The organism is Rhizobium sp. 57MFTsu3.2 (genome assembly GCF_012932765.1).
GTDB classification, from domain to species: domain Bacteria; phylum Pseudomonadota; class Alphaproteobacteria; order Rhizobiales; family Rhizobiaceae; genus Rhizobium; species Rhizobium altiplani.
This window is the reverse complement of record NZ_JDWI01000009.1, coordinates 61,527-81,852: the sequence shown is the minus strand read 5'-3', so window position 1 is coordinate 81,852 and position 20,326 is coordinate 61,527. Positions and strand designations below refer to the sequence as shown.

The following is a 20,326-nucleotide window of genomic DNA, read 5'->3' as shown; positions in this document are numbered from 1 at the left end:
AATCTCCTCCTATTCCCTAAGGGAAAGCAAAGACACCATATTAACCCTCAGTCAATCATGCCGCGCTGTATTTCTGCCCGATCGTGTCCATGACTTCGCCGAACCACTTGGTGGAGGTGTCGAAGGCCTTGCCACCCTTGATACGCGGGAACTCGATTGTCCGGAGCTTACCATTCTCCGCTTCATCGTGACCTGTGACACCGGAGACCTTGTTCAGGGCGCTTTCGACGGCAAGGTCGGTCATGCTCTGAATCAGACGAAGGTCATCGCCGTTTGCGGGGGCCGAACGTGCGAAGTAACCCGATTTCTGCACGAGCGAGCGCTCGGCATCGATGAGGCCTGCGAACTGTTTCTGGAACCAGCCGCCGACATTGATCGTGTCGATCTTCACGTGGCCGAAGGCGTCGCGCTTGATGGTCTCGCCCGCGGCCTCGCGCTCGGCGACGATGGCGTCAAGGCAGGCGCCTTCCGAAACGAACACGGTCGCATGACCGGTGCGGTCCATGACTTCCTTCAACCGGGCCGCTTCCGCATCGAGATCGAATGCCAGTTCGGGCAGGTAGACGGCGTCGATGCTTTTCATCCTGGCGTTCGTCATCAGCCCATCGACATATTCATAGTTCTTCGTCCGCTGCAGATAGGCCCGAGCAGTTGCCGCCGTCAGCCAGCCGCAGTGGCGCCCCATGACTTCGTGGATGATCAGTGTGCGCGGTGCCGCGGTCTGCTCGTTGCTGACGTTGTCGAAGAAGTGTGCGCCGACTTCGGCGGCTGTCCATGCGCCAAGCGACTGGCGGATCGGGACGACGTCGTTGTCGACCGTCTTCGGCAGTCCGACGACCGTCAGATTGTAGCCGTTGGCCGCCAGATATGCCGCAAGATCGGCAGCGGTAGTGTTCGTGTCGTCGCCGCCGATCGTGTGAAGAATGGTGACGCCATCGTTGGCAAGCCGCTCGGCCGCCACACGCAGCGGGTTTTCGCCTTCCTTGACGAGACCGCGCTTCACGCAATCGGCTGCATTGGTGAGCTTGACGCGGCTGTTGCCGATCGGCGACCCGCCGTAGCGATGCAGAAGCGAAGCCTTCTCCCGCATGTCTGCCGTGATCTTGATGCTGTCGCCGAGGAGTACGCCCTGGTAACCGGAACGATAGGCGACGAGCTCGATGTCGGGCGCAACGTCGCTGTAGCGTTCGATCAATCCGCCGACTGCGGAGGAGAGACAGGGCGCCAGGCCTCCGGCCGTGAGCAATGCGACTTTCTGTTTGGCCATGATCCCTCCATTGTGTCTCGTATCGGTGCAAGCGCGTCTGCTTACCTAACGCATGGATGCGGCAGGGAAAGGGCCATGTAAAGTGTTGTTATTGTGAAAATCGCGCCCCTGACGGCGAAGGTAGATGGAAGCGCGGATATAATCGTTTCAAGCCAAGGATAGCTGTTCAGATGGCTTGTGGAAATTCCCGAGCGCGTGGAGCCGACTGTACAACTGCATGCTTCTCTGATGCGTTAACAGCCTATCCCTTGGTGTCATATGACGCCGTGCGAATACGGCGTATGCTTGGATGCCGGAGCGACAATTACCGAATTGTGAAAGCAGTATTCGCTCCTATGACCAATCGTCGCCTTGCAAACGCAGGCTTTATTTGGTCAAGGTGTCTAATCTTATTTGCACTGTGAGAGACTCTTATGTCCTTCTGGGAAAAACTGCTGAATGCCATTGGCAACACCGCGGGCAACGTCCTTTCGGCGGTGGTCGAGGCTATCCGGACAGTTTTCGAAGGCGATCCGGAGACCCGCCGCAAGGTGGCTTTCTCAGTCGCGATCATTGCTCTGTCGGCAAAAATGGCCAAAGCGGACGGGATCGTCAGTGAGAAGGAGGTTGACGCCTTCCGCGAGATCTTCGAATTCCCGCCCGAGCAGGCGAAGAACGTTGCGCGTCTTTATAATCTGGCGCGCCAGGACGTGGCCGGCTATGAGGCCTATGCGGAGCGCTTGTCGTCCCTGTGCGTGACATGCGCCGCCAATTGCCCGGTACTGGAAGAGGTACTGGACGGTCTCTTTCATATCGCCAAGGCTGACGGGCTCATTCATGAGAAGGAATTGGCGTTCCTGCGGCACGTCGGCCAGATCTTCCATATGAATGACGAGCATTTCGAAAGGATCGCCGCGCGCCATGTCTCCGTGGGACGTGATCCCTATAAGGTGCTCGGTGTTTCTCCCTCCGATGATTTCACCACGATCCGTCGCCGTTACCATGGTCTTGTCAGCGAGCATCATCCGGATCGGCTGATTTCCCGTGGTGTGCCGGCCGAGTTCCATGCCATTGCCAATGAGCGCATGGCGGCGCTGAATGCCGCCTACGAGGCGATCGAGAAGGAACGCCGCGCAGCATGACCTCGTTCGAGGCCGACTACCGGAAGGCAATTGTTCGCCCTTCGCCCAATCACGGCGAGCGTGCGGATGGACGCAAGCCAGATATGATCCTTCTTCACTATACAGGTATGCCAACGCCCGACGGAGCGCTGGAGTGGCTCTGTCGCGACGAAAGCCAGGTCTCCAGCCACTACTTTGTCCAGGAAGACGGCGAGGTTCTGCAGCTCGTGCCCGAGGAGCGCCGTGCCTGGCATGCTGGCAAAAGTTACTGGCAGGGCGAGACCGATATCAACTCGTTGTCAATAGGGATCGAGATCGCCAATGCCGGTCATCCCGGCGGCCTTCCAGAGTATCCCCAAGAACAAATCCAAGCCGTGATCGAATTGTGTCGAGATTGCGGCCAACGTTGGTCAATTGCCCCTGAAAGGGTGCTTGGACATTCCGACGTTGCACCGATTCGGAAGGTCGATCCGGGGGAAAAATTTCCCTGGGCGGAGCTCTCCAGGGCCGGTATCGGCCACTGGGTCGAGCCCGCACCGATCTCCGGTGGAAGATTTTTCCAACGCGGCGACCGCGGCCAGCCGGTCGAAGCCCTGCAGTCGATGCTGTCGCTCTACGGCTATGCGACTGAAATCACTGGCGAATTCTCGGCCAAGATGGCAGGCGAGGTCGAGGCCTTCCAGCGTCATTTTCGGCCCGCCCGAATCGACGGAATTGCGGACTTTTCGACGATAGACACCCTGCACCGTCTGCTGGCGTCGCTTCCACGCTACTCCGCATAAGTAGTACTTTTGAGTCGCGCCAATTTACCGGGATTCTGAGAGTTCGTCGGCTCGCCACATCATTTCCCTATTATCTCCTCATTGCGATGGTCTAACGCCAAACGTCGAACGGCGCCGCTTGTGTTGTTTGGGGTTCTTGGCGGTCGTCAATTGAAACAAGAAGAATTGCTGCAGTATCTCTAATAAATATCTGCCGCATAAAACTGGATCGTTATTTGAAACGCGGTCCAGAAATTCTTTGGGTCGGAGTAATTAGACTGAATGAATAGGATTATTTCTGCTGCGGTGTGCGCAAGCGCACTGTTGATGGGTATGAATTGCGCTTTCGCGGGTGAATGGGGCGCAAGGGCACAGACGGTTCCTTTGAAGACTGTTGATCGGACTAGCGGCTATGCAATGCCGGACTTCACGGCCAACAAATATTCGGCTCTCATTATCAAGTACGCAAAGCAATATAACGTTCCTGCCGAGCTCGCTCAGGCCGTCGTTCGCGTCGAGAGCAATTTCAATCCGAACGCACGCGGTAGTGCCGGTGAAATCGGTCTCATGCAGATCAAGCCGGCGACAGCAAGGATGATGGGTTACTCGGGGACGAGCAAGGGGTTGTTCGATCCCGAGACGAACATCAGGTTCGGCATGAAATACCTGGCCGCTGCACATGAACTCGGCGGTGGTGAGACCTGCGACACGATCCTGAAGTACAATGCCGGCCATGGCGCAACCCGCATGAACCCGGTCTCCAAGGCCTATTGCGGTAAGGTCTTGGCGATGCTCGACTGATCACCTGAAACTGCCTGTCTGATAATTACTTCGACCGGGCACTTAAGAATATGATTCAACATGGTGCCTGTGTTATCTGGCCTCCGAAATGAGGTGATACATGGCAGTTGATTTCAAGGTGATCATCGTCGGGCGCGGAATGATGGGCGCGGCTGCGGCCCGCCATCTCTCCGGGATGATCGAGGGTGTTGCGCTCATCGGCCCCAGTGAGCCAGTCGAGCGCAAGAGCCATCATGGCGTCTTTGCCAGCCACTACGACGAGGCCCGCATCACGCGGACCTTCGACGACAATGCCGTTTGGGCGACGCTGGCGGCACGCTCGCTCGACCGCTACCACGAAATCGAAGCGAAGAGCGGCATTTCCTTTTTCACGGAAGCGGGTTGCCTCTTTGCCGGACCACCTGCCCAACCGGGGGAGCGATATCTCGGACGGGCGCTGCAGGTCAGCGAAACGCTCGGTCTCGACGTCGAAACGCTGACGCCGACGGCGTTGCGGGACCGCTTTCCTCCGTTTGATCTCAACCCGTCGTTCAATGGTTATTTCGAAGCGAAACGCGCGGGCCACATCAACCCGCGCGCTTTGGTTCGAGCGCAAGCCAAGCTTGCCGAGCAGGCGGGCGTGACGGTTATCGATGCGACTGTTGCCTCTGTTCGCGATGAGGGTACGTTCGTGGAGGTTCATGCCGGCGGCAAGCGCTATACCGCCGAGCGGGTGCTGGTCGCTGCCGGCGGTTTCAGCAATTTCAACGGTCTTCTCCCTGCTGCTATCGATGTCAGGATCGCGGCGCGCACCGTGGCATTCTTCGAACTTGGCGCCCGGGAGATGGCAGTTTTTTCCGAAATGCCTTCAGCCATTATCTTCGGCGACCGCGACGAGGACCATGTCTACATCCTTCCGCCGGTGTGCTATCCCGACGGCAAGTTCTATCTCAAACTCGGCGGCGAGTTGGAAACGCGCTCATTCGAGACGCTTGAGGATGTCGGAACATGGTTTCGCTCCGATGGCGATCTGGCGGAGCGCGACCTGCTGGTGTCAACGGCCCTGCAGCACATGCCCGCATTGGCGGGTTGCGCAACAACCTCGGCGCCGTGTGTGGCAACCTTCACGGCAACAGCCTATCCCTATGTGGGCTATACGGATTCTCCACGAATTGCGGTTCTGGCCGGTGGCAATTTCGTTGCCGCGAAATCATCGGATGAGCTCGGCCGACTGGGCGCGGTCGTCATGACGCAAGGCTGGCTCGGCGCCGAGGACTTCGGCAGGGAGCTGACGCCGGTCTTCCGCTAGGCACGCTCCGGTCGGGGAGGGGCGCCCGTTGCGAGTACGCGCAGAGCTCGAAGATATTTCAGTGGCATTCGCTTCGCGTCTCCGCTAAGGGAGCCATGCCAGTTGGCCGGGCAGCCGCGCTTTACCAATGCCGAAAGGCGGTAGGGTGAGGAAAGTCCGGGCTCCACGGAAACACGGTGCCGGATAACGTCCGGCGAGGGCGACCTCAGGGAAAGTGCCACAGAAAGCAAACCGCCTGCCTCGGCAGGTAAGGGTGAAAGGGTGGGGTAAGAGCCCACCGCATCTCCGGTAACGGCGATGGCAAGGTAAACCCCACCGGGAGCAAGACCGAATAGGGATGACGTGGGAGGCGAAAGCCTTCCGGCTGGTTTCCAGGTCAGTCATCCGGGTGGGTTGCGTGAGGCAGCGTGCGAACGCTGTCCCAGAGGAATGGCTGCCACGTTCCGGCTTCGGCCGGGGCCATACAGAACCCGGCTTACAGGCCAACTGGCGAACTACCTTTGCTAAGACGCGTCTTGTTGATGTCGTCGATTGCTAGTGGGCGGTCGGTGCCTTTGCCAGGCATTCATCGCAGGTGGTGCTGCTGCGCGCGAGAATGGACCAGCGCTTGAATATCTTGCCGCAGGAATCGCATTGGATGTCGGTCGTCATGCCTGACTGCGACAGTGGAATACGCTTTTCCGGTTCAAAGCGCCCGTAAAGAAGTCCCTTTAATGTGAAGTTTGTCATACTATTACTCCACGGTTACTTATTTAGCCTTCATTAATATGCGGCAGCGCTGAACCGATTCAATTCTCCGCCTCCTTATTATTTTGCACATGGCAATATCCGAATAGCTTGGTCGCTTACTTCAAAGGGGATAGCGGCTGCATACCTCTTCATGGGGCGCCTTGGATCGACGCCTGCCACTGTTGAAGAGCAAGCCTTAAGCCTTTGTTGGAAATTGCATATTTGGTTGTGCCGATCTGAGCCATCGGTCGCCTTCGGGCGCGTGCTGGCAGGGCTGGTTCGCGGCATCGGTAAGTGCGGAACTAACCCTTTGTTAAACTTAACAGCTTATAAATTTTCGATACGGCGCTCATCGTGAGACGGGCGTTTCCCATTGACGCCCATATGGTCCCATGTTATCCCATTCATGCACTGCGCAAGGGCAAGTAGGTGCCCACCAATCGCAAAGCCAAGGTGTCTTCTGTTCCGGAAGCTCCGGATGGGGTCTTGCCCATTCGGCTCGCGAAGCTGTGCCTGAATTTCAGGGTTCCGGGCTTTTGAGTTCAGTCCGGGCTCTTTCGGGAACGGATGTTTCTTGTCATGAGCCGCTTCCTTTCAAATGCGACCAACAGAATCGATTCCAAGGGCAGGGTTTCCGTGCCGGCGGCGTTTCGATCCGTGTTGGCGCAGCGCAATGTTCAGGAGCTCTATTGCTTCCAGGACTTTGTGTTTCCGGCGATCAGTGTCGGCGGTCCGGATCTCCTGGAGAGGTTCGAGCGTCAAATCTCTGCGGAAGATCCGTTTTCGCCGGACGCGAACGAGATGTCGCTTCTCATCCACGGGGGCGGTATCTTCATGAAGCTCGATGCGGAAGGCCGGCTGATGGTCACGGATTTCATCCGCGACTTCACCGGTATCTCGGACGAAGTGACCTTCGTTGGTCGGGCGGATCATTTTCAGCTGTGGCAGCCGCAGGCATTTCAGGCTGCTCAGGTGCAGGCACGAGGAGGGCGTCGGCTGGCGGGCAGGCGTTCCTAAAAATACGAGGGAACGGAATGGCGGCGAATCCTGGCGGAGATTCAACTGATGCCGGTGGCGGACCGGTTCGCCACATTCCGGTTCTTCTCAATGAGGTGCTTGCCGCGCTCGAGCCGTTGCCCGGCAAGATCATTCTCGATGGCACCTTCGGTGCGGGCGGCTATACTTCTGCCATTCTGGGTGCTGGCGCCAATGTGATCGCCCTGGATCGCGATCCGACCGCCATCGAAGCCGGTCAGGCCCTTGTCGCTGAAAGCCAAGGCCGCTTGAAGCTCGTTCATTCGCGGTTTTCTCAATTGGCCGATGCTGCTCCATCGGGCGGGCTGGATGGAGTCGTGCTCGATATCGGCGTGTCCTCAATGCAGATCGATGAGGCCGAGCGCGGCTTCTCGTTCCAGAAGAATGGTCCGCTGGACATGCGGATGTCGGCGGCTGGCGTTTCGGCGGCCGATGTGGTCAATCGTGCCAAGGTGGCTGATCTGATCCGCATCTTTCATTTTCTCGGAGAGGAAAATCAGTCGCCGCGCATCGCGCATGCGATTGAAAAGCGGCGGGCTGAAAAGCCGTTCGAGACGACGCGCGATCTGGCTGGTCTGATCGAGCTCGTTACCCCACGTAAAATGAAGGACAAGATTCATCCGGCGACCCGGGTCTTCCAGGCGTTGCGGGTTTTCGTCAACGACGAACTTGGCGAGCTGGCGCGGGCGCTGTTTGCCGCCGAGCGCGTGCTGAAGCCCGGCGGGCGTCTCGTTGTGGTTACCTTCCATTCGCTCGAAGATCGGATCGTCAAGACCTTCTTCTCTGATCGCGCCGGCAAGGCTTCGGGCTCGCGTCATCTGCCCGTCGCGCACGAGCGTGCGGCGACCTTCGAGCGGATCGGCAAACCCATGGTTGCTGCGACCGAGGCGGAGGCGCAGGCAAACCCGCGGGCGCGATCTGCCAAGCTGCGGGCAGGGCTGCGCACTGCCGCACCCGCTGAAGCGGCGGATATTTCCATCTTCGGGCTGCCGAATCTGGCGAGTCTCGGAAAGCTCGGAGCCTGATATGCTGAGAACCTTGGACCTCATCCTCGTCGGTGTCATGACAGCAGCTGCTGCTGTCACCTATACGATCAAGCACCATGCCGAGCTCAAGCTCGAGGAAGTTCATCGCCTTGAAGCGGAGATCAAGCTCGAGAAGGATACCATCGATCTGTTGAAGGCCGATTGGGCTCTGTTGTCCCAGCCGAACAGGCTCGAGCGGCTCGTCAACAACTACAATGGTGAGCTTCAGCTGCAGCCGACGGCTTCCACGTCGCTGGTTCATGCCAAGGAACTGCCGATGCTGAAGTCGCAAGTTCCGGTTCCAGACATTACCGAAGCGAAGGCCGGTGCCAAGGCGAAGCCAAAGGCGGTGGCGCCTGAACCCGAAGAAGAAGACATGATGGCAACCGGATCGGTGGAGTAGAGATGTCGTTTCTTTCACGCATCATGGTCTTGAAGAGCCAGGCGCATTTCTCCGCCGGCACGCACAACCGCCTCGGCGGCAATAGGCCGATCGAGGGATCGCGAAAAAAGAGGGCGGGACAGGCCAAGAGCCGCGTCGGGCTCCTGATCGTCGGCTTCGTTGCTGTTTATTGCGTGATCGGCGGGCGTCTCGTCGAATACGCAGTCCGCGACCCCGATGTCGTGTCCAGTATCCTGCCGCCTGATCGTCTGATGGCGTCGCGCCCGGATATCCTGGACCGAAACGGCGAGGTGCTGGCGACCGATATCCGCACCGTCTCGCTATTTGCCGAGCCGAACAAGGTTGTCGATCCCGACGAGGCGGTCGAGAAACTCGCCACCGTTATGCCCGACCTCGACATGAAGGGGACTTACAAGAAGCTCGCGAACCGCACGTCCCACTTCGCCTGGCTGCGTCGCCAGCTGACGCCGAAGCAACAGAGCCAGATCCTTGCGCTCGGCATTCCGGGCATCGGCTTCCGCCCTGAGAAGCGCCGCTTTTATCCGGGTGGCGCCACCGCAGCGCACATTCTCGGTTACGTCAACATCGACAACCGCGGCGTTGCCGGCATGGAAAAATACATTGACGATCAGGGCCTTGCCGACCTCGCCTCCGTCGGCATGACAAGCGACCAGCCGCTGGAGCCCGTTCGCCTGTCGATTGACGTCCGCGTCCAGAACATCGTGCGCGATGTCGTCGTCAACGCGGTCAAGAACTACGAGGCCAAGGGCGCCGGCGCTGTCATCCTCGATATTCATACCGGCGAAGTGCTCGGAATGGCATCGGCCCCGGATTTCGATCCGAACAACCCGCTGGAGGGCGCCAAGGAGGGCTGGCTGAACCGCATGTCGAACGGCACGTTCGAAATGGGCTCGACCTTCAAGACGTTCTCGCTTGCCATGGCGCTCGACACGGGCAAGGTCAGCCTGAACGACAGCTTCGATGCGACGCAGCCGATCCGCATCGGCGGCTTCACCATTCACGACTTCCACGGCCAGCGCCGTTGGCTGACGCTGCCTGAGGTGTTCCAGTATTCGTCGAACGTCGGCACCGCTCGCATCATCGACATTGTCGGGATGGATGCTCAGAAGGATTATCTTACGAAGCTCGGCCTTTTGACCAAGATGCAGACCGAACTGCCGGAAGTGAAGATGCCGAGCCAACCGAAGGTTTGGAAGAAGATCAACTCGATCACGATTTCCTTCGGCCACGGCGTTTCCACGACGCCACTGCAGACGGCGGTTGCCGGCGCGGCGCTCGTCAACGGCGGCAAGCTCATCGAGCCAACCTTCCTGCCGCGCAATCGGGAACAGGCGGACGAGGTTGCTGAAGTGGTTGTCAAGAAGTCGACCAGCGACGACGTGCGTTATCTCTTCAAGCTGAACGGCATCAAGGGCTCCGGCCGCAATGCTGACGTCCCCGGCTTCAACGTCGGCGGCAAGACTGGCACGGCTGACAAGGTGGTCAATGGCCGCTATGCGACGAACCTCAACTTCAATGCGTTCCTCGCCGCATTTCCGATCGAGGATCCGAAGTATGTCGTGCTGACGTTCTGCGATGAACCGCACAATGGCGAGAAGGGTCAGAACATCGCCGCGTATACTGCTGCACCGATGGTGAAGAACATCATTGCCCGCGCAGCGCCAATTCTCGGTGTGGAACCCAAGTTCGGTGACGACGGATCGGCCATGTTGGTGTCTTATTGAGTCTGAATGAATGTCGGAGCCGATTCGCCACGGGGGCGCGGCGGCTTGAAAGAGAAAAGTACATTCGATGAACTTGCGAGACATCGCCGGAGATGCATTTCCGGAACTTGAAAATCAATTAGCCGGGTCTGTCGGGGCGCTGGCGGTTTTGGGCATCTCGTCCGACAGCCGCAAGATCGAACGCGGAATGGTGTTTGTAGCTGTCGCCGGGACGAAGGCAGATGGAGCAGGTTTTATCGCCGATGCGGCGACGCGCGGTGCTGTCGTGGCCATTGCCTCCCATGGCATTGATGCTTCCATACCTGTTCTCGTCGTGAACGATCCGCGCCGCTTCCTCTCGATCGCGGCCTCTCACTTCTATGGCAAGCAGCCGGAAACGATGGTTGCCGTGACCGGTACTGCAGGCAAGACGTCGGTTGCCTCCTTTACGCGGCAGATCTGGGCTTATGCCGGCCATCCGGCGGCGATGATCGGTACGACTGGTGTCGTCTCTCCGACACGCAATGAATATGGCTCGCTGACGACGCCCGATCCAGTTTCGCTTCACAAATTACTGGCTGAGCTCTCCGGGGAGGGCGTTACACATGCCTCGATGGAAGCCTCCAGCCATGGCCTCGATCAGGGCCGTCTGGATGGCGTCAGGCTCACTGCCGCTGCCTTTACCAATCTAGGCCGCGATCACATGGACTATCATCCGACGATCGAAAGCTACATGGCCGCGAAGATGCGGCTTTTCGATACGCTGCTGCCAAAGGGCGCACCGGCGGTGATCTTCGCTGACGATGCGTGGTCTGAGCAAGCCGTCAAAGCGGCGCGCGACTCGGGTCATGACGTCCGCACCGTTGGTCGCAAGGGTGACTACCTGACGCTGAAGCGCGTCGAGCATTTCCGCCACAAGCAGGTGGCTGAAATCCATGCCGAGGACGAAATCTTCGAGGTCGACATTCCGCTTGCGGGCGACTTCCAGGTGGCCAATGCGCTCGTCGCGGCAGGTCTCGCCATGTCGACGGGTGTGCCGGCGAAGGTTGCCATGGCGGCCCTCGAAAAGCTGCAGGGCGCATCGGGTCGACTGGAGCTGGTGGGCCACACCAGGGACGGCGCGCTTGCTTATGTTGACTACGCACACAAGCCAGACGCGCTTGCCAACGTCCTGGAATCCGTTCGTCCGTTTACTACGGGCCGCGTCATCGTCGTGTTTGGCTGCGGTGGCGACCGCGATCGCGGCAAGCGCCCGATCATGGGCGAAATCGCCTGCCGTCTGGCCGATGTGGTGATTGTCACGGACGACAATCCGCGCTCCGAAGAGCCGTCGAGCATCCGTGCCGAGATCATGGCGGCCGCTGGCTGCGCAACCGAAATCGGCGACCGCGCCGAGGCGATCCGAACGGCGGTCGGGATGCTGACATCCGGCGACACGCTGATCGTCGCCGGCAAGGGGCACGAGGAAGGGCAGACGATAGGGGGCGTCACCCTGCCGTTTTCGGATCACGCCGAATTGCGTAAGGCTTTGGAGGAGCTGAAACCGTGAACTGGCTTTGGACGACGGAAGACATGATTGCCGCCATGGCAGGGCGGCCGTTCGGCACTTTGCCTGAGGGCATTACCGGGATTTCCATCGACAGCCGCTCCATTGCGCCCGGCGAAGCCTTCTTCGCCATCAAGGGCGACCGCGTCGATGGCCACGACTTCGCGTCGATGGCGATGGCAAACGGAGCCGCTCTTCTCGTCGTCAGCGAAGCGCGCCTGCCAGCCATGGGGCGGCTCACCGTCCCAGTGATCGTTGTCGAAGATGTGTTGGCGGCACTCGGAAAGCTCGGACAGGCTGCTCGCGCCCGTTCGCGCGCCCAGATCATTGCCGTCACCGGTTCGGTCGGCAAGACGACCACCAAGGAGATGCTGCGCCGGGTCTTGTCTCCATCGGGCAAGGTGCACGCTTCCGTTGCCTCATTCAACAATCACTGGGGCGTACCCCTGACGCTCGCCCGGATGCCGCTCGACACGTATTTTGGTGTCTTCGAAGTGGGCATGAACCATCCGGACGAGATCCGCCCGCTGGTCAAGATGATCAAGCCGCATGTCGCCGTGATCACGACAATCGCGCCGGCACACCTTGGCAACTTCAAGAGCATTCGTGAGATCGCGACGGCCAAGGCCGAGATTTTCGAAGGCGTCGTGTCCGGTGGGCAGGTCGTGCTCAATCGAGACAACGACCAGTTCAACTTTCTGGAGCGGACGGCACAAGCTTGCGGTATCCACCACATCCATTCCTTCGGTCAGCACGCGAAAGCGGATTTCCGCCTGGCAGAGTTTAACGGCTCGGACCAGAGTTCGACGCTCTGGATCACCATCGACGGCGACACGAAGGAAGTGGCAATCGGTGCGCCGGGCCGGCACATCGCGGAGAATGCGCTGGCTGCCCTCGGGGTCGTGAAGATAGTCGGTGCGGACATGCAGCAGGCGATCGGCGCCCTCGCGACGCTCCAGCCCGAGAAGGGCAGGGGCCGCCGTCATCGGCTGATGATCGACCACGGCGCCTTCACGGTCATCGACGAGAGCTACAACGCCAATCCCGCCTCTATGAGGGCGGCAATCGCCGTGCTTGCGAGCGCGGTGCCGACGGGGGCGGGGCGGCGCATCGCCGTACTCGGCGACATGCTGGAGATGGGCGACTACGCGGAAAGGGTCCATTCGGATCTGGCGGGGCCGTTGCTTGCTGCCGGCATTGAGCATGTCTGGCTGGCCGGTCGTGAAATGGCTGCGCTGAAGGAATCGCTCCCGGAGAGCGTCCAGGTCGTTCACTACGAGACGACAGAAGAACTAAGCGAATACGTACTGAACTCCGTCGTGGCTGGCGACGTGCTGATGGTAAAATCGTCACTGGGCATAGGTTTCGGAAAGATCGTCGCCGCGCTTCTTGACAAGTTCCCGCCATTTGCCGACACGCAACGCGATTTTTGAGCGGGTAAACAAGGGGCCCTGAATGCTGATTTGGCTTGTCGAACTGTCGGAACACCTGAAATTCTTGAATCTGTTCAGGTACATTACCTTCCGCACGGGCGCCTCCCTGTTTACGTCCGCCTTCATTGTCTTCCTCTTTGGTCCGACGATCATCAACTCGCTGCGCATCCGCCAAGGCAAGGGGCAGCCGATCCGCGCCGACGGTCCGCAGACACACTTCAAGAAGGCAGGTACGCCGACCATGGGCGGCCTGATGATCCTCGCGGGTATCGTCGGGTCGTCGCTGCTATGGGCTGATCTTTCCAACGTCTACGTGGTTGCCACGCTGCTCGTCACCCTCGGTTTCGGCGCGATCGGCTTCTATGACGACTACCTGAAGGTCACCAAGCAAAGCCACAAGGGCTTCTCCGGCAAGGCGCGACTCGGCATCGAGTTCGTGATCGCAGGCATTGCCGTTTACTTCATGATGCGAACGGCGCTTGCATCCGGAACCGCGGGTTCGACCTTCGGCTCATCGATCGCGTTCCCGTTCTTCAAGGACTTCATGATCAACCTCGGCATCATGTTCGTCCTCTTCGGCGGCTTCGTGATCGTCGGTGCCGGCAATGCCGTGAACCTGACCGATGGTCTCGATGGGCTCGCCATCGTGCCGGTGATGATTGCCGCAGCATCCTTCGGGGTGATTGCGTATCTCGCGGGTAACGCCGTCTTTGCAAACTATCTGCAGATCAACTTCGTACCGGGCACCGGCGAGCTCTCGGTGGTGCTTGGGGCCGTCATCGGCGCCGGCCTCGGATTCCTCTGGTTCAACGCGCCGCCCGCCGCAATCTTCATGGGCGACACCGGCTCGCTGGCGCTTGGCGGCACGATCGGCACGGTTGCCGTCGCTACCAAGCATGAGATCGTCATGGCGATCATCGGTGGCCTGTTCGTGATGGAAACGCTCTCGGTCATCATCCAGGTTGGCTACTTCAAGATGACCGGCCGGCGCGTCTTCCTGATGGCGCCGATCCATCACCATTTCGAGAAGAAGGGCTGGACGGAAAGCCAGGTGGTGATCCGGTTCTGGATCATCGCGGTCGGTCTTGCCCTGCTTGGTCTCTCCACCCTGAAGCTGCGGTGAGGCGGCGATGATTCCCGTTACGACGCTATCAGGAAAGAAGGTCGCGCTATTCGGGCTCGGCGGTTCCGGCTTTGCCACGGCGCGCGCGCTGAAACTGGGCGGCGCCGAGGTGACCGCCTGGGATGATAATCCGGATAGCGTTACCAAAGCCGCCGCCGAGGGCATCCATACCGCCGATCTGCGCACCATCGACTGGAGCGCGCAGTCGCTTTTCGTGCTCTCACCGGGTGTGCCGCTGACGCATCCCAAGCCGCACTGGACCGTTGATCTTGCGCGTGCCGCCGGCGTCGATGTCGTCGGCGACGTCCAGCTCTTCGTGCGCGAGCGCCGGGCTCATGCGCCCGATTGCCCGTTCATTGCCATTACCGGTACCAACGGCAAGTCGACGACGACAGCGCTGATCGCGCATATCCTGAAGTCGAGCGGCCGCGATACGCAACTCGGCGGCAATATCGGGACGGCGGTGCTGACGCTCGACCCGCCGAAGGATGGACGTTTTTACGTCGTCGAATGCTCGTCCTACCAGATCGACCTCGCGCCGACGGTCAATCCGTCCGCCGGCATCCTGCTCAACCTGACGCCGGATCATCTCGATCGTCATGGCACGATGCAGCACTATGCCGACATCAAGGAGCGGCTGGTTGCCGGCAGTGACGTCGCCATCATCGGCGTGGACGACAGCCACTGCCAGATGATCGCGGATCGTATCGAGCGGGCCGGCGGCAAGGTCATGCGCATTTCCCGCCGTCATGCACTTCCCTACGGCATCTACGCGGATGGAACGAAGCTCATCCAGGCCTCGGGAGGCGCAACAAAGTCGATTGCCGATCTCGACGGGATCCAGACGCTGCGCGGCAGCCACAACGCACAGAATGCCGCAGCGGCGCTTGCCGCATGCCTGGCCGTCGGCGTCTCCGAAGAAGAGATACGCGCCGGGCTCGCATCCTTTCCCGGCCTCAAGCACCGGATGCAGCCGGTCGGGCGTCGCGGCAACGTCGTCTTCGTCAACGACTCGAAGGCCACCAACGCCGATGCCGCGGCTCCGGCGTTGTCGAGCTACGACCGCATTTACTGGATCGCCGGCGGCTTGCCGAAAGCCGGAGGCATTACCTCACTGACGGGGTTCTTCCCGCGGATCGCCAAGGCCTATCTGATCGGCGAAGCCGCGGCCGAGTTTGCCGCGACACTCGGCGAGGCCGTGCCCTATGAGATTTCGGGGACGTTGGAGCGCGCCGTCGCTCATGCAGCTGCCGATGCCGAAAAGGACGAAAGCGGTCCTCTGGCCGTGCTGTTATCCCCGGCTTGCGCAAGCTTCGACCAATATAAGAACTTCGAAGTCAGGGGCGATGCATTTGTCAGCCATGTGGCAGCGCTCGACGGAATCACCATGCTGATCGATTCGGCAACAGGAGATAAATAACATGGTAAGCCGCGCGGAACGTGGGCCTCTGGCCGATTGGTTTTGGACCATCGACCGCTTCTTCCTGGCGATGTTCATCTTCCTGATGGGCATCGGCTTCATGCTGTCTTTCGCCGCGTCGCCCGCCGTCGCCGAGCGCATCGGGCTGGAGCCGTTCCACTTCGTCAAGCGCCATGCCGCTTTCATGATCCCGTCGCTCGCGGTGATGGTTGGCCTCTCCTTTCTGACGCCCCGCCAGGTGCGGCGAACGGCGATCATCCTGTTGATCGTCGCCCTTGGCATGATGTTGCTGGCGTTGTTTTTCGGTGTCGAGGTCAAAGGCTCCCGCCGCTGGGTCACGCTTGCCGGCATCTCTATCCAGCCCTCCGAATTCATGAAGCCGGCCTTTGTCGTCGTCTGTGCCTGGCTCTTTGCCGAGCATGCAAGGCAGCCGGAGATTCCGGGTAACCTGTTTGCCATCATACTTTTCGGCATTGTCGCTGCACTTCTGGTCGCGCAGCCCGACCTTGGGCAAACGATCCTGACGACGGCGGTGTGGGGCGGCATGTTCTTCATGGCCGGCATGCCGTGGATCTGGATCATCCTGCTCGGCGCAGGCGGTGTCGGCGGCCTTGTCAGCGCCTATTACATCTTCCCGCACGTGGCGCTGCGCATCGACAAGTTCCTGACCGGCGAAGGTGATACTTTTCAGATCGACACGGCACGCGAAGCCATCATTCGTGGCGATTGGTTCGGCCAGGGACCTGGCGAGGGCATCGTCAAGCGGATCATCCCCGACGCGCATACCGACTTCATCTTCTCGGTCGCGGCCGAAGAGTTCGGCATCGTCTTCTGCATGGCGCTCGTTGCGCTGTTTTCCGTCCTCGTGCTGCGCGGTCTCTCGCATGCCTACAAGGAGCGGAACGACTTCAACCGCTTTGCCGTCGCTGGCCTCGTGCTGCAGATCGGCATACAGTCGATCATCAACGTAGGCGTCAATCTCGAACTGCTACCGGCGAAAGGCATGACCCTGCCGCTGATTTCCTACGGCGGTTCGTCCATGGTCGCCATCTGCGTTACCGCGGGGTTCATTCTCGCGCTGACGCGTCACAGGCCGGAAAAACGTGCGCAGGATCGGAGCCTCTTCCGCGTCGCGCACGGAATGCCGGCGGAGTAATTGCTTATGAGTAAAGGCATTGTCCTGCTTGCCGCCGGGGGAACCGGCGGTCATGTGTTTCCTGCGGAGGCTCTGGCCTACAAGCTGAAGGAGCGCGGCTATTCCGTGCACCTGGTCACCGATAGCCGTGCCGAGCGTTATGCCGGCAAATTCCCGGCCGATGAGATTCATGTCGTGCCGTCGTCGACGATAGGCTCCAAGAATCCGGTCGCTGTCGCGCGCTCGCTGTGGACGCTGTGGACCGGAATGCGGGCTGCCAAGAAGCTTATCGCGCGTCTCAAGCCTGTGGTGGTCGTTGGCTTCGGCGGGTATCCCACCGTACCGCCGCTGCTCGCTGCAACGCGCCTCGGCGTGCCTGCGATGATCCACGAGCAGAACGCCGTGATGGGCCGCGCCAACAAGGCGCTGGCTAGCCGTATGCAGGCGATTGCAGGCGGGTTCCTGCCCGAAGGCGACGGCCAGTTTCCGAGCAAGACGGTGACAACGGGCAATCCGGTGCGACCGGCCATCATCGAGGCGGCGAAAGTGCCGTATTCTCCGTCCAATCCCGGTGAGCCTTTCAATCTCGTCGTCTTTGGCGGCAGCCAGGGCGCGCAGTATTTCTCCAAGGCGATGCCGACAGCCATCAGCTTGCTCGAGGACGGGCTTCGCGATCGCCTGCGCATCACCCAGCAAGTGCGTCCGGAAGATATGGGCATGTTGAGCGCTTGCGTCGCTCAATTGAAGATGGCTGCTGATACGGCGCCGTTCTTCAGCGACATGGCCGAACGACTTGCCGCGGCACATCTCGTCATCTGCCGTTCCGGTGCATCCACGGTTTCGGAGATTTCCGTGATCGGGCGGCCGGCAGTGCTTGTGCCTTACCCACATGCTTTGGACCACGATCAGGCGGCGAACGCGGCAGCGCTTGCGGCGACCGGCGGAGCCAAGGTCATTCCGCAGGCCGAGCTTTCGCCGGAGAAGATCGCTTCGATACTCACTCATGCGATGAACGATCCGGAAAAGCTCGCCCGGATGGCCGCTGCAGCCAGGCAAGCGGGTAAACCCGACGCTGCGAACTTGCTTGCCGACATGGTAGAGGCTATTGCGGCACGACGTACAATTGCAGAGTTCAAGGGGAAACGCGCATGAAAATGCCGAAGGCCATCGGCCTCGTTCATTTCATCGGCATCGGCGGCATCGGCATGAGCGGCATTGCCGAGGTGCTCCACAATCTCGGTCACCGCGTGCAGGGATCGGATCAGGCCGACAGCGCCAACGTGCAACGCTTGCGTGACAAGGGCATCGAAGTCTTCGTCGGCCACAAGGCAGAAAACCTCGGTGACGCCGAAGTGGTGGTCGTCTCGACTGCGATCAAGAAGAACAACCCCGAGCTTGTCGCGGCGCGTGAAAAGCTGCTGCCGGTCGTTCGCCGGGCGGAGATGCTTGCCGAATTGATGCGGTTCCGCAATGCGATCGCGATCGGCGGTACGCATGGCAAGACCACAACCACGTCGCTGGTGGCAACGCTGTTGGAGGCAGGCGGTCTCGACCCTACCGTCATCAACGGCGGTATCATCAATGCCTATGGCACCAACGCTCGCATGGGTGAGGGTGAGTGGATGGTGGTGGAGGCCGACGAGTCCGACGGCACGTTCCTGAAGCTTCCCGCCGACGTTGCCGTCATCACTAACATCGACCCCGAGCATCTGGACCACTACGGCAATTTCGATGCGGTTCGCGGCGCATTCCGCCAGTTCGTCGAGAACGTGCCGTTCTACGGCTTCGGCGTGCTGTGCCTCGACCATCCGGAAGTCCAGGCGCTCGTCGGCCGGATCGAGGACCGCAAGATCGTTACCTATGGCGAGAATCCGCAGGCCGACGTTCGTTTCATGAATGTCCGTGTCGAGGGTCCGCGCTCGATCTTCGACGTAGAGATCCGCCGCCGGAGAACCGGGCAGGTGATCAGGCTCGACAATCTCGTGATGCCGATGCCCGGACGGCACAACATATCCAATGCCACCGCCGCGATCGCGGTTGCCAATCGCCTCGGTATGTCCAGCGAGGACATTGCCAAGGGACTGGCCTCCTTCGGCGGCGTCAAGCGCCGCTTCACGCTGACCGGCGAATGGAATGGCGTCCAGATCTTCGACGACTACGGCCACCATCCTGTCGAGATCAAAGCCGTGCTGCGCGCTGCGCGCGAAGCCTGCAAGGGTCGCGTGATCGCAGTTCATCAGCCGCATCGCTATTCGCGGCTATCCAGCCTCTTCGAGGAGTTCGCGTCTTGCTTCAACGATGCGGACAGCATTTTCCTCGCGCCTGTCTATGCGGCGGGTGAGGATCCGATCGAAGGGGTGAATTCCGAGGCACTCGTATCCCGGATCAAATCGGGCGGTCACCGCGATGCCCGCTTCCTGCCTTCCCAAGAGCTTTTGCCTGAAATGGTCGCAGAGATTGCAAAGCCGGGGGATTTTGTGGTTCTGTTGGGGGCTGGGAGTATCACATACTGGGCGGCAGCGTTGCCCAAGCAATTGGAAAGCCTTTCGGGAATATCTGCATGAAACAGGTGAATGGGGAAAAGCTTCTTGCGTCGCTCGGCGACGGTGTAAAGAACATCCGCGGTAGGATCACGCCGGATGCGCCGATGGACCGCGTCACGTGGTTCCACGCTGGCGGTCTGGCCGAGTTGATGTTCCAGCCGCATGATGAGGACGACCTGATTGCTTTCCTCAAGCTTTTGCCGGAGGAAGTCCCGGTCACCGTCGTTGGCGTCGGATCGAACATCCTGGTTCGTGACGGCGGCATTCCCGGCGTGGTGTTGCGGCTTTCGGCAAAGGGCTTCGGCGCCGTCGAGCTTGCGGGCGAGAACCGCATACGCGCTGGTGCGATCTGCCCCGATAAGCATGTCGCAGCCATGGCTATGGACAACGGCATCGGCGGCTTCCATTTCTACTACGGTATTCCCGGCAGCATTGGTGGCGCAGCGCGCATGAACGCCGGCGCCAACGGCGGGGAGACGCGCGAGCGGCTCGTCGAGGTGAATGCGGTTGATCGCAAGGGCAACAAGCTTGTCCTGTCGAACGCGGATATGGGCTATTCCTACCGTCATTCATCGGTGCCGAGCGATCTGATTTTCACCTCGGTGCTCTTCGAAGGGTACAGCGAGGACCGCGCCAAGATCCGGGCCGAGATGGATGCCGTGCGCAGTCATCGTGAAACGGTCCAGCCGATCCGCGAGAAGACCGGCGGCTCGACCTTCAAGAATCCGGACGGCCATTCCGCCTGGAAGCTCATCGACGAAGCGGGATGCCGCGGGCTGGTGATCGGTGGCGCCCAGATGTCGTCGCTTCATTGCAATTTCATGATCAACATGGGGCAGGCGACGGGATATGATCTCGAATATCTCGGCGAACAGGTCCGTCGCGAAGTCTTCGAAAAATCCGGTATCAAGCTCGAGTGGGAAATCAAGCGTCTCGGCGTCTTCATGCCAGGACGTGAGGTTCGTCCTTTCCAAGGCGTAACCAACGAGTAAC

The 20,326-nt window shown here is 60.1% G+C and carries 18 protein-coding genes and 1 other RNA gene; 17 read left to right on the top strand and 2 right to left on the bottom strand.

The features are described from left to right. Positions 1 to 55: 55 nt before the first annotated feature. Positions 56 to 1,267 carry a pyrophosphate--fructose-6-phosphate 1-phosphotransferase gene (locus tag AF71_RS12190; protein ID WP_169681459.1) on the bottom strand — a complete coding sequence of 404 codons (1,212 nt, stop codon included), beginning with the start codon at positions 1,265 to 1,267 and terminating at the stop codon, positions 56 to 58. A 413-nt stretch (positions 1,268 to 1,680) separates the two neighbouring features. Between AF71_RS12190 and AF71_RS12185 the strand changes: the two genes are divergently transcribed. The 5 genes from AF71_RS12185 to rnpB all read left to right on the top strand — a co-directional run bounded on the left by AF71_RS12185 (position 1,681) and on the right by rnpB (position 5,711). Further along, positions 1,681 to 2,388 (top strand): DnaJ family molecular chaperone, encoded by a 708-nt coding sequence (locus AF71_RS12185; protein ID WP_018858310.1) that lies wholly within the window; start codon positions 1,681 to 1,683, stop codon positions 2,386 to 2,388. Continuing rightward, positions 2,385 to 3,149, top strand: coding sequence for an N-acetylmuramoyl-L-alanine amidase (locus AF71_RS12180; RefSeq protein ID WP_113471577.1), 765 nt, complete (start codon positions 2,385 to 2,387; stop codon positions 3,147 to 3,149). Before AF71_RS12185 ends, AF71_RS12180 begins: the two co-directional genes overlap by 4 nt. Positions 3,150 to 3,410: 261 nt before the next feature. After that, positions 3,411 to 3,929, top strand: coding sequence for a lytic transglycosylase domain-containing protein (locus AF71_RS12175; protein ID WP_026371940.1), 519 nt, complete (start codon positions 3,411 to 3,413; stop codon positions 3,927 to 3,929). 100 nt (positions 3,930 to 4,029) lie between these two features. Next, complete coding sequence (locus AF71_RS12170) at positions 4,030 to 5,217, top strand: FAD-dependent oxidoreductase (protein ID WP_113471578.1); 1,188 nt, start codon at positions 4,030 to 4,032, stop codon at positions 5,215 to 5,217. Between the two features lie 98 nt (positions 5,218 to 5,315). Then, positions 5,316 to 5,711, top strand: an RNA gene (rnpB, locus tag AF71_RS12165) — RNase P RNA component class A. Positions 5,712 to 5,751: 40 nt separating this feature from the next. On the opposite strand, the gene AF71_RS12160 is transcribed toward rnpB, so the two are convergent. Continuing rightward, complete coding sequence (locus AF71_RS12160; RefSeq protein ID WP_018858314.1) at positions 5,752 to 5,946, bottom strand: hypothetical protein; 195 nt, start codon at positions 5,944 to 5,946, stop codon at positions 5,752 to 5,754. 579 nt (positions 5,947 to 6,525) lie between these two features. Here AF71_RS12160 and mraZ point away from each other — a divergent pair. The 12 genes from mraZ (at position 6,526) to murB (ending at position 20,325) form a co-directional block, all read left to right on the top strand. Further along, positions 6,526 to 6,963 (top strand): division/cell wall cluster transcriptional repressor MraZ, encoded by a 438-nt coding sequence (gene mraZ / locus AF71_RS12155; protein WP_025659370.1) that lies wholly within the window; start codon positions 6,526 to 6,528, stop codon positions 6,961 to 6,963. Positions 6,964 to 6,980: 17 nt separating this feature from the next. Continuing rightward, positions 6,981 to 8,006, top strand: a complete 1,026-nt coding sequence (gene rsmH / locus AF71_RS12150; RefSeq protein WP_018858316.1) for a 16S rRNA (cytosine(1402)-N(4))-methyltransferase RsmH — start codon at positions 6,981 to 6,983, stop codon at positions 8,004 to 8,006. Position 8,007: 1 nt separating this feature from the next. Continuing rightward, positions 8,008 to 8,409: a hypothetical protein gene (locus AF71_RS12145; RefSeq protein ID WP_018858317.1), complete on the top strand. Its 402-nt coding sequence runs from the start codon at positions 8,008 to 8,010 to the stop codon at positions 8,407 to 8,409. 2 nt (positions 8,410 to 8,411) lie between these two features. After that, positions 8,412 to 10,154, top strand: a complete 1,743-nt coding sequence (locus AF71_RS12140) for a penicillin-binding protein 2 (protein ID WP_018858318.1) — start codon at positions 8,412 to 8,414, stop codon at positions 10,152 to 10,154. Between the two features lie 67 nt (positions 10,155 to 10,221). Then, a complete protein-coding gene (locus tag AF71_RS12135; protein WP_018858319.1) occupies positions 10,222 to 11,682 on the top strand; it encodes a UDP-N-acetylmuramoyl-L-alanyl-D-glutamate--2,6-diaminopimelate ligase in 1,461 nt (486 codons plus the stop codon). After that, a complete protein-coding gene (locus AF71_RS12130; protein ID WP_018858320.1) occupies positions 11,679 to 13,112 on the top strand; it encodes a UDP-N-acetylmuramoylalanyl-D-glutamyl-2,6-diaminopimelate--D-alanyl-D-alanine ligase in 1,434 nt (477 codons plus the stop codon). Before AF71_RS12135 ends, AF71_RS12130 begins: the two co-directional genes overlap by 4 nt. Positions 13,113 to 13,134: 22 nt before the next feature. Then, entirely contained in the window at positions 13,135 to 14,235 is a 1,101-nt protein-coding gene (gene mraY / locus AF71_RS12125) for a phospho-N-acetylmuramoyl-pentapeptide-transferase (protein ID WP_018858321.1), read from the top strand. A 7-nt stretch (positions 14,236 to 14,242) separates the two neighbouring features. Next, positions 14,243 to 15,655, top strand: coding sequence for a UDP-N-acetylmuramoyl-L-alanine--D-glutamate ligase (gene murD, locus AF71_RS12120; protein WP_169681457.1), 1,413 nt, complete (start codon positions 14,243 to 14,245; stop codon positions 15,653 to 15,655). Position 15,656: 1 nt separating this feature from the next. Next, positions 15,657 to 16,811 carry a putative lipid II flippase FtsW gene (gene ftsW, locus AF71_RS12115; protein WP_018858323.1) on the top strand — a complete coding sequence of 385 codons (1,155 nt, stop codon included), beginning with the start codon at positions 15,657 to 15,659 and terminating at the stop codon, positions 16,809 to 16,811. Positions 16,812 to 16,817: 6 nt separating this feature from the next. Further along, positions 16,818 to 17,942 (top strand): undecaprenyldiphospho-muramoylpentapeptide beta-N-acetylglucosaminyltransferase, encoded by a 1,125-nt coding sequence (gene murG / locus AF71_RS12110; protein ID WP_113471580.1) that lies wholly within the window; start codon positions 16,818 to 16,820, stop codon positions 17,940 to 17,942. Continuing rightward, positions 17,939 to 19,354 (top strand): UDP-N-acetylmuramate--L-alanine ligase, encoded by a 1,416-nt coding sequence (gene murC / locus AF71_RS12105; RefSeq protein WP_113471581.1) that lies wholly within the window; start codon positions 17,939 to 17,941, stop codon positions 19,352 to 19,354. The genes murG and murC overlap by 4 nt, the downstream gene beginning before the upstream one ends. Then, a complete protein-coding gene (gene murB / locus AF71_RS12100; RefSeq protein WP_018858326.1) occupies positions 19,351 to 20,325 on the top strand; it encodes a UDP-N-acetylmuramate dehydrogenase in 975 nt (324 codons plus the stop codon). The genes murC and murB overlap by 4 nt, the downstream gene beginning before the upstream one ends. Position 20,326 lies beyond the last annotated feature (1 nt).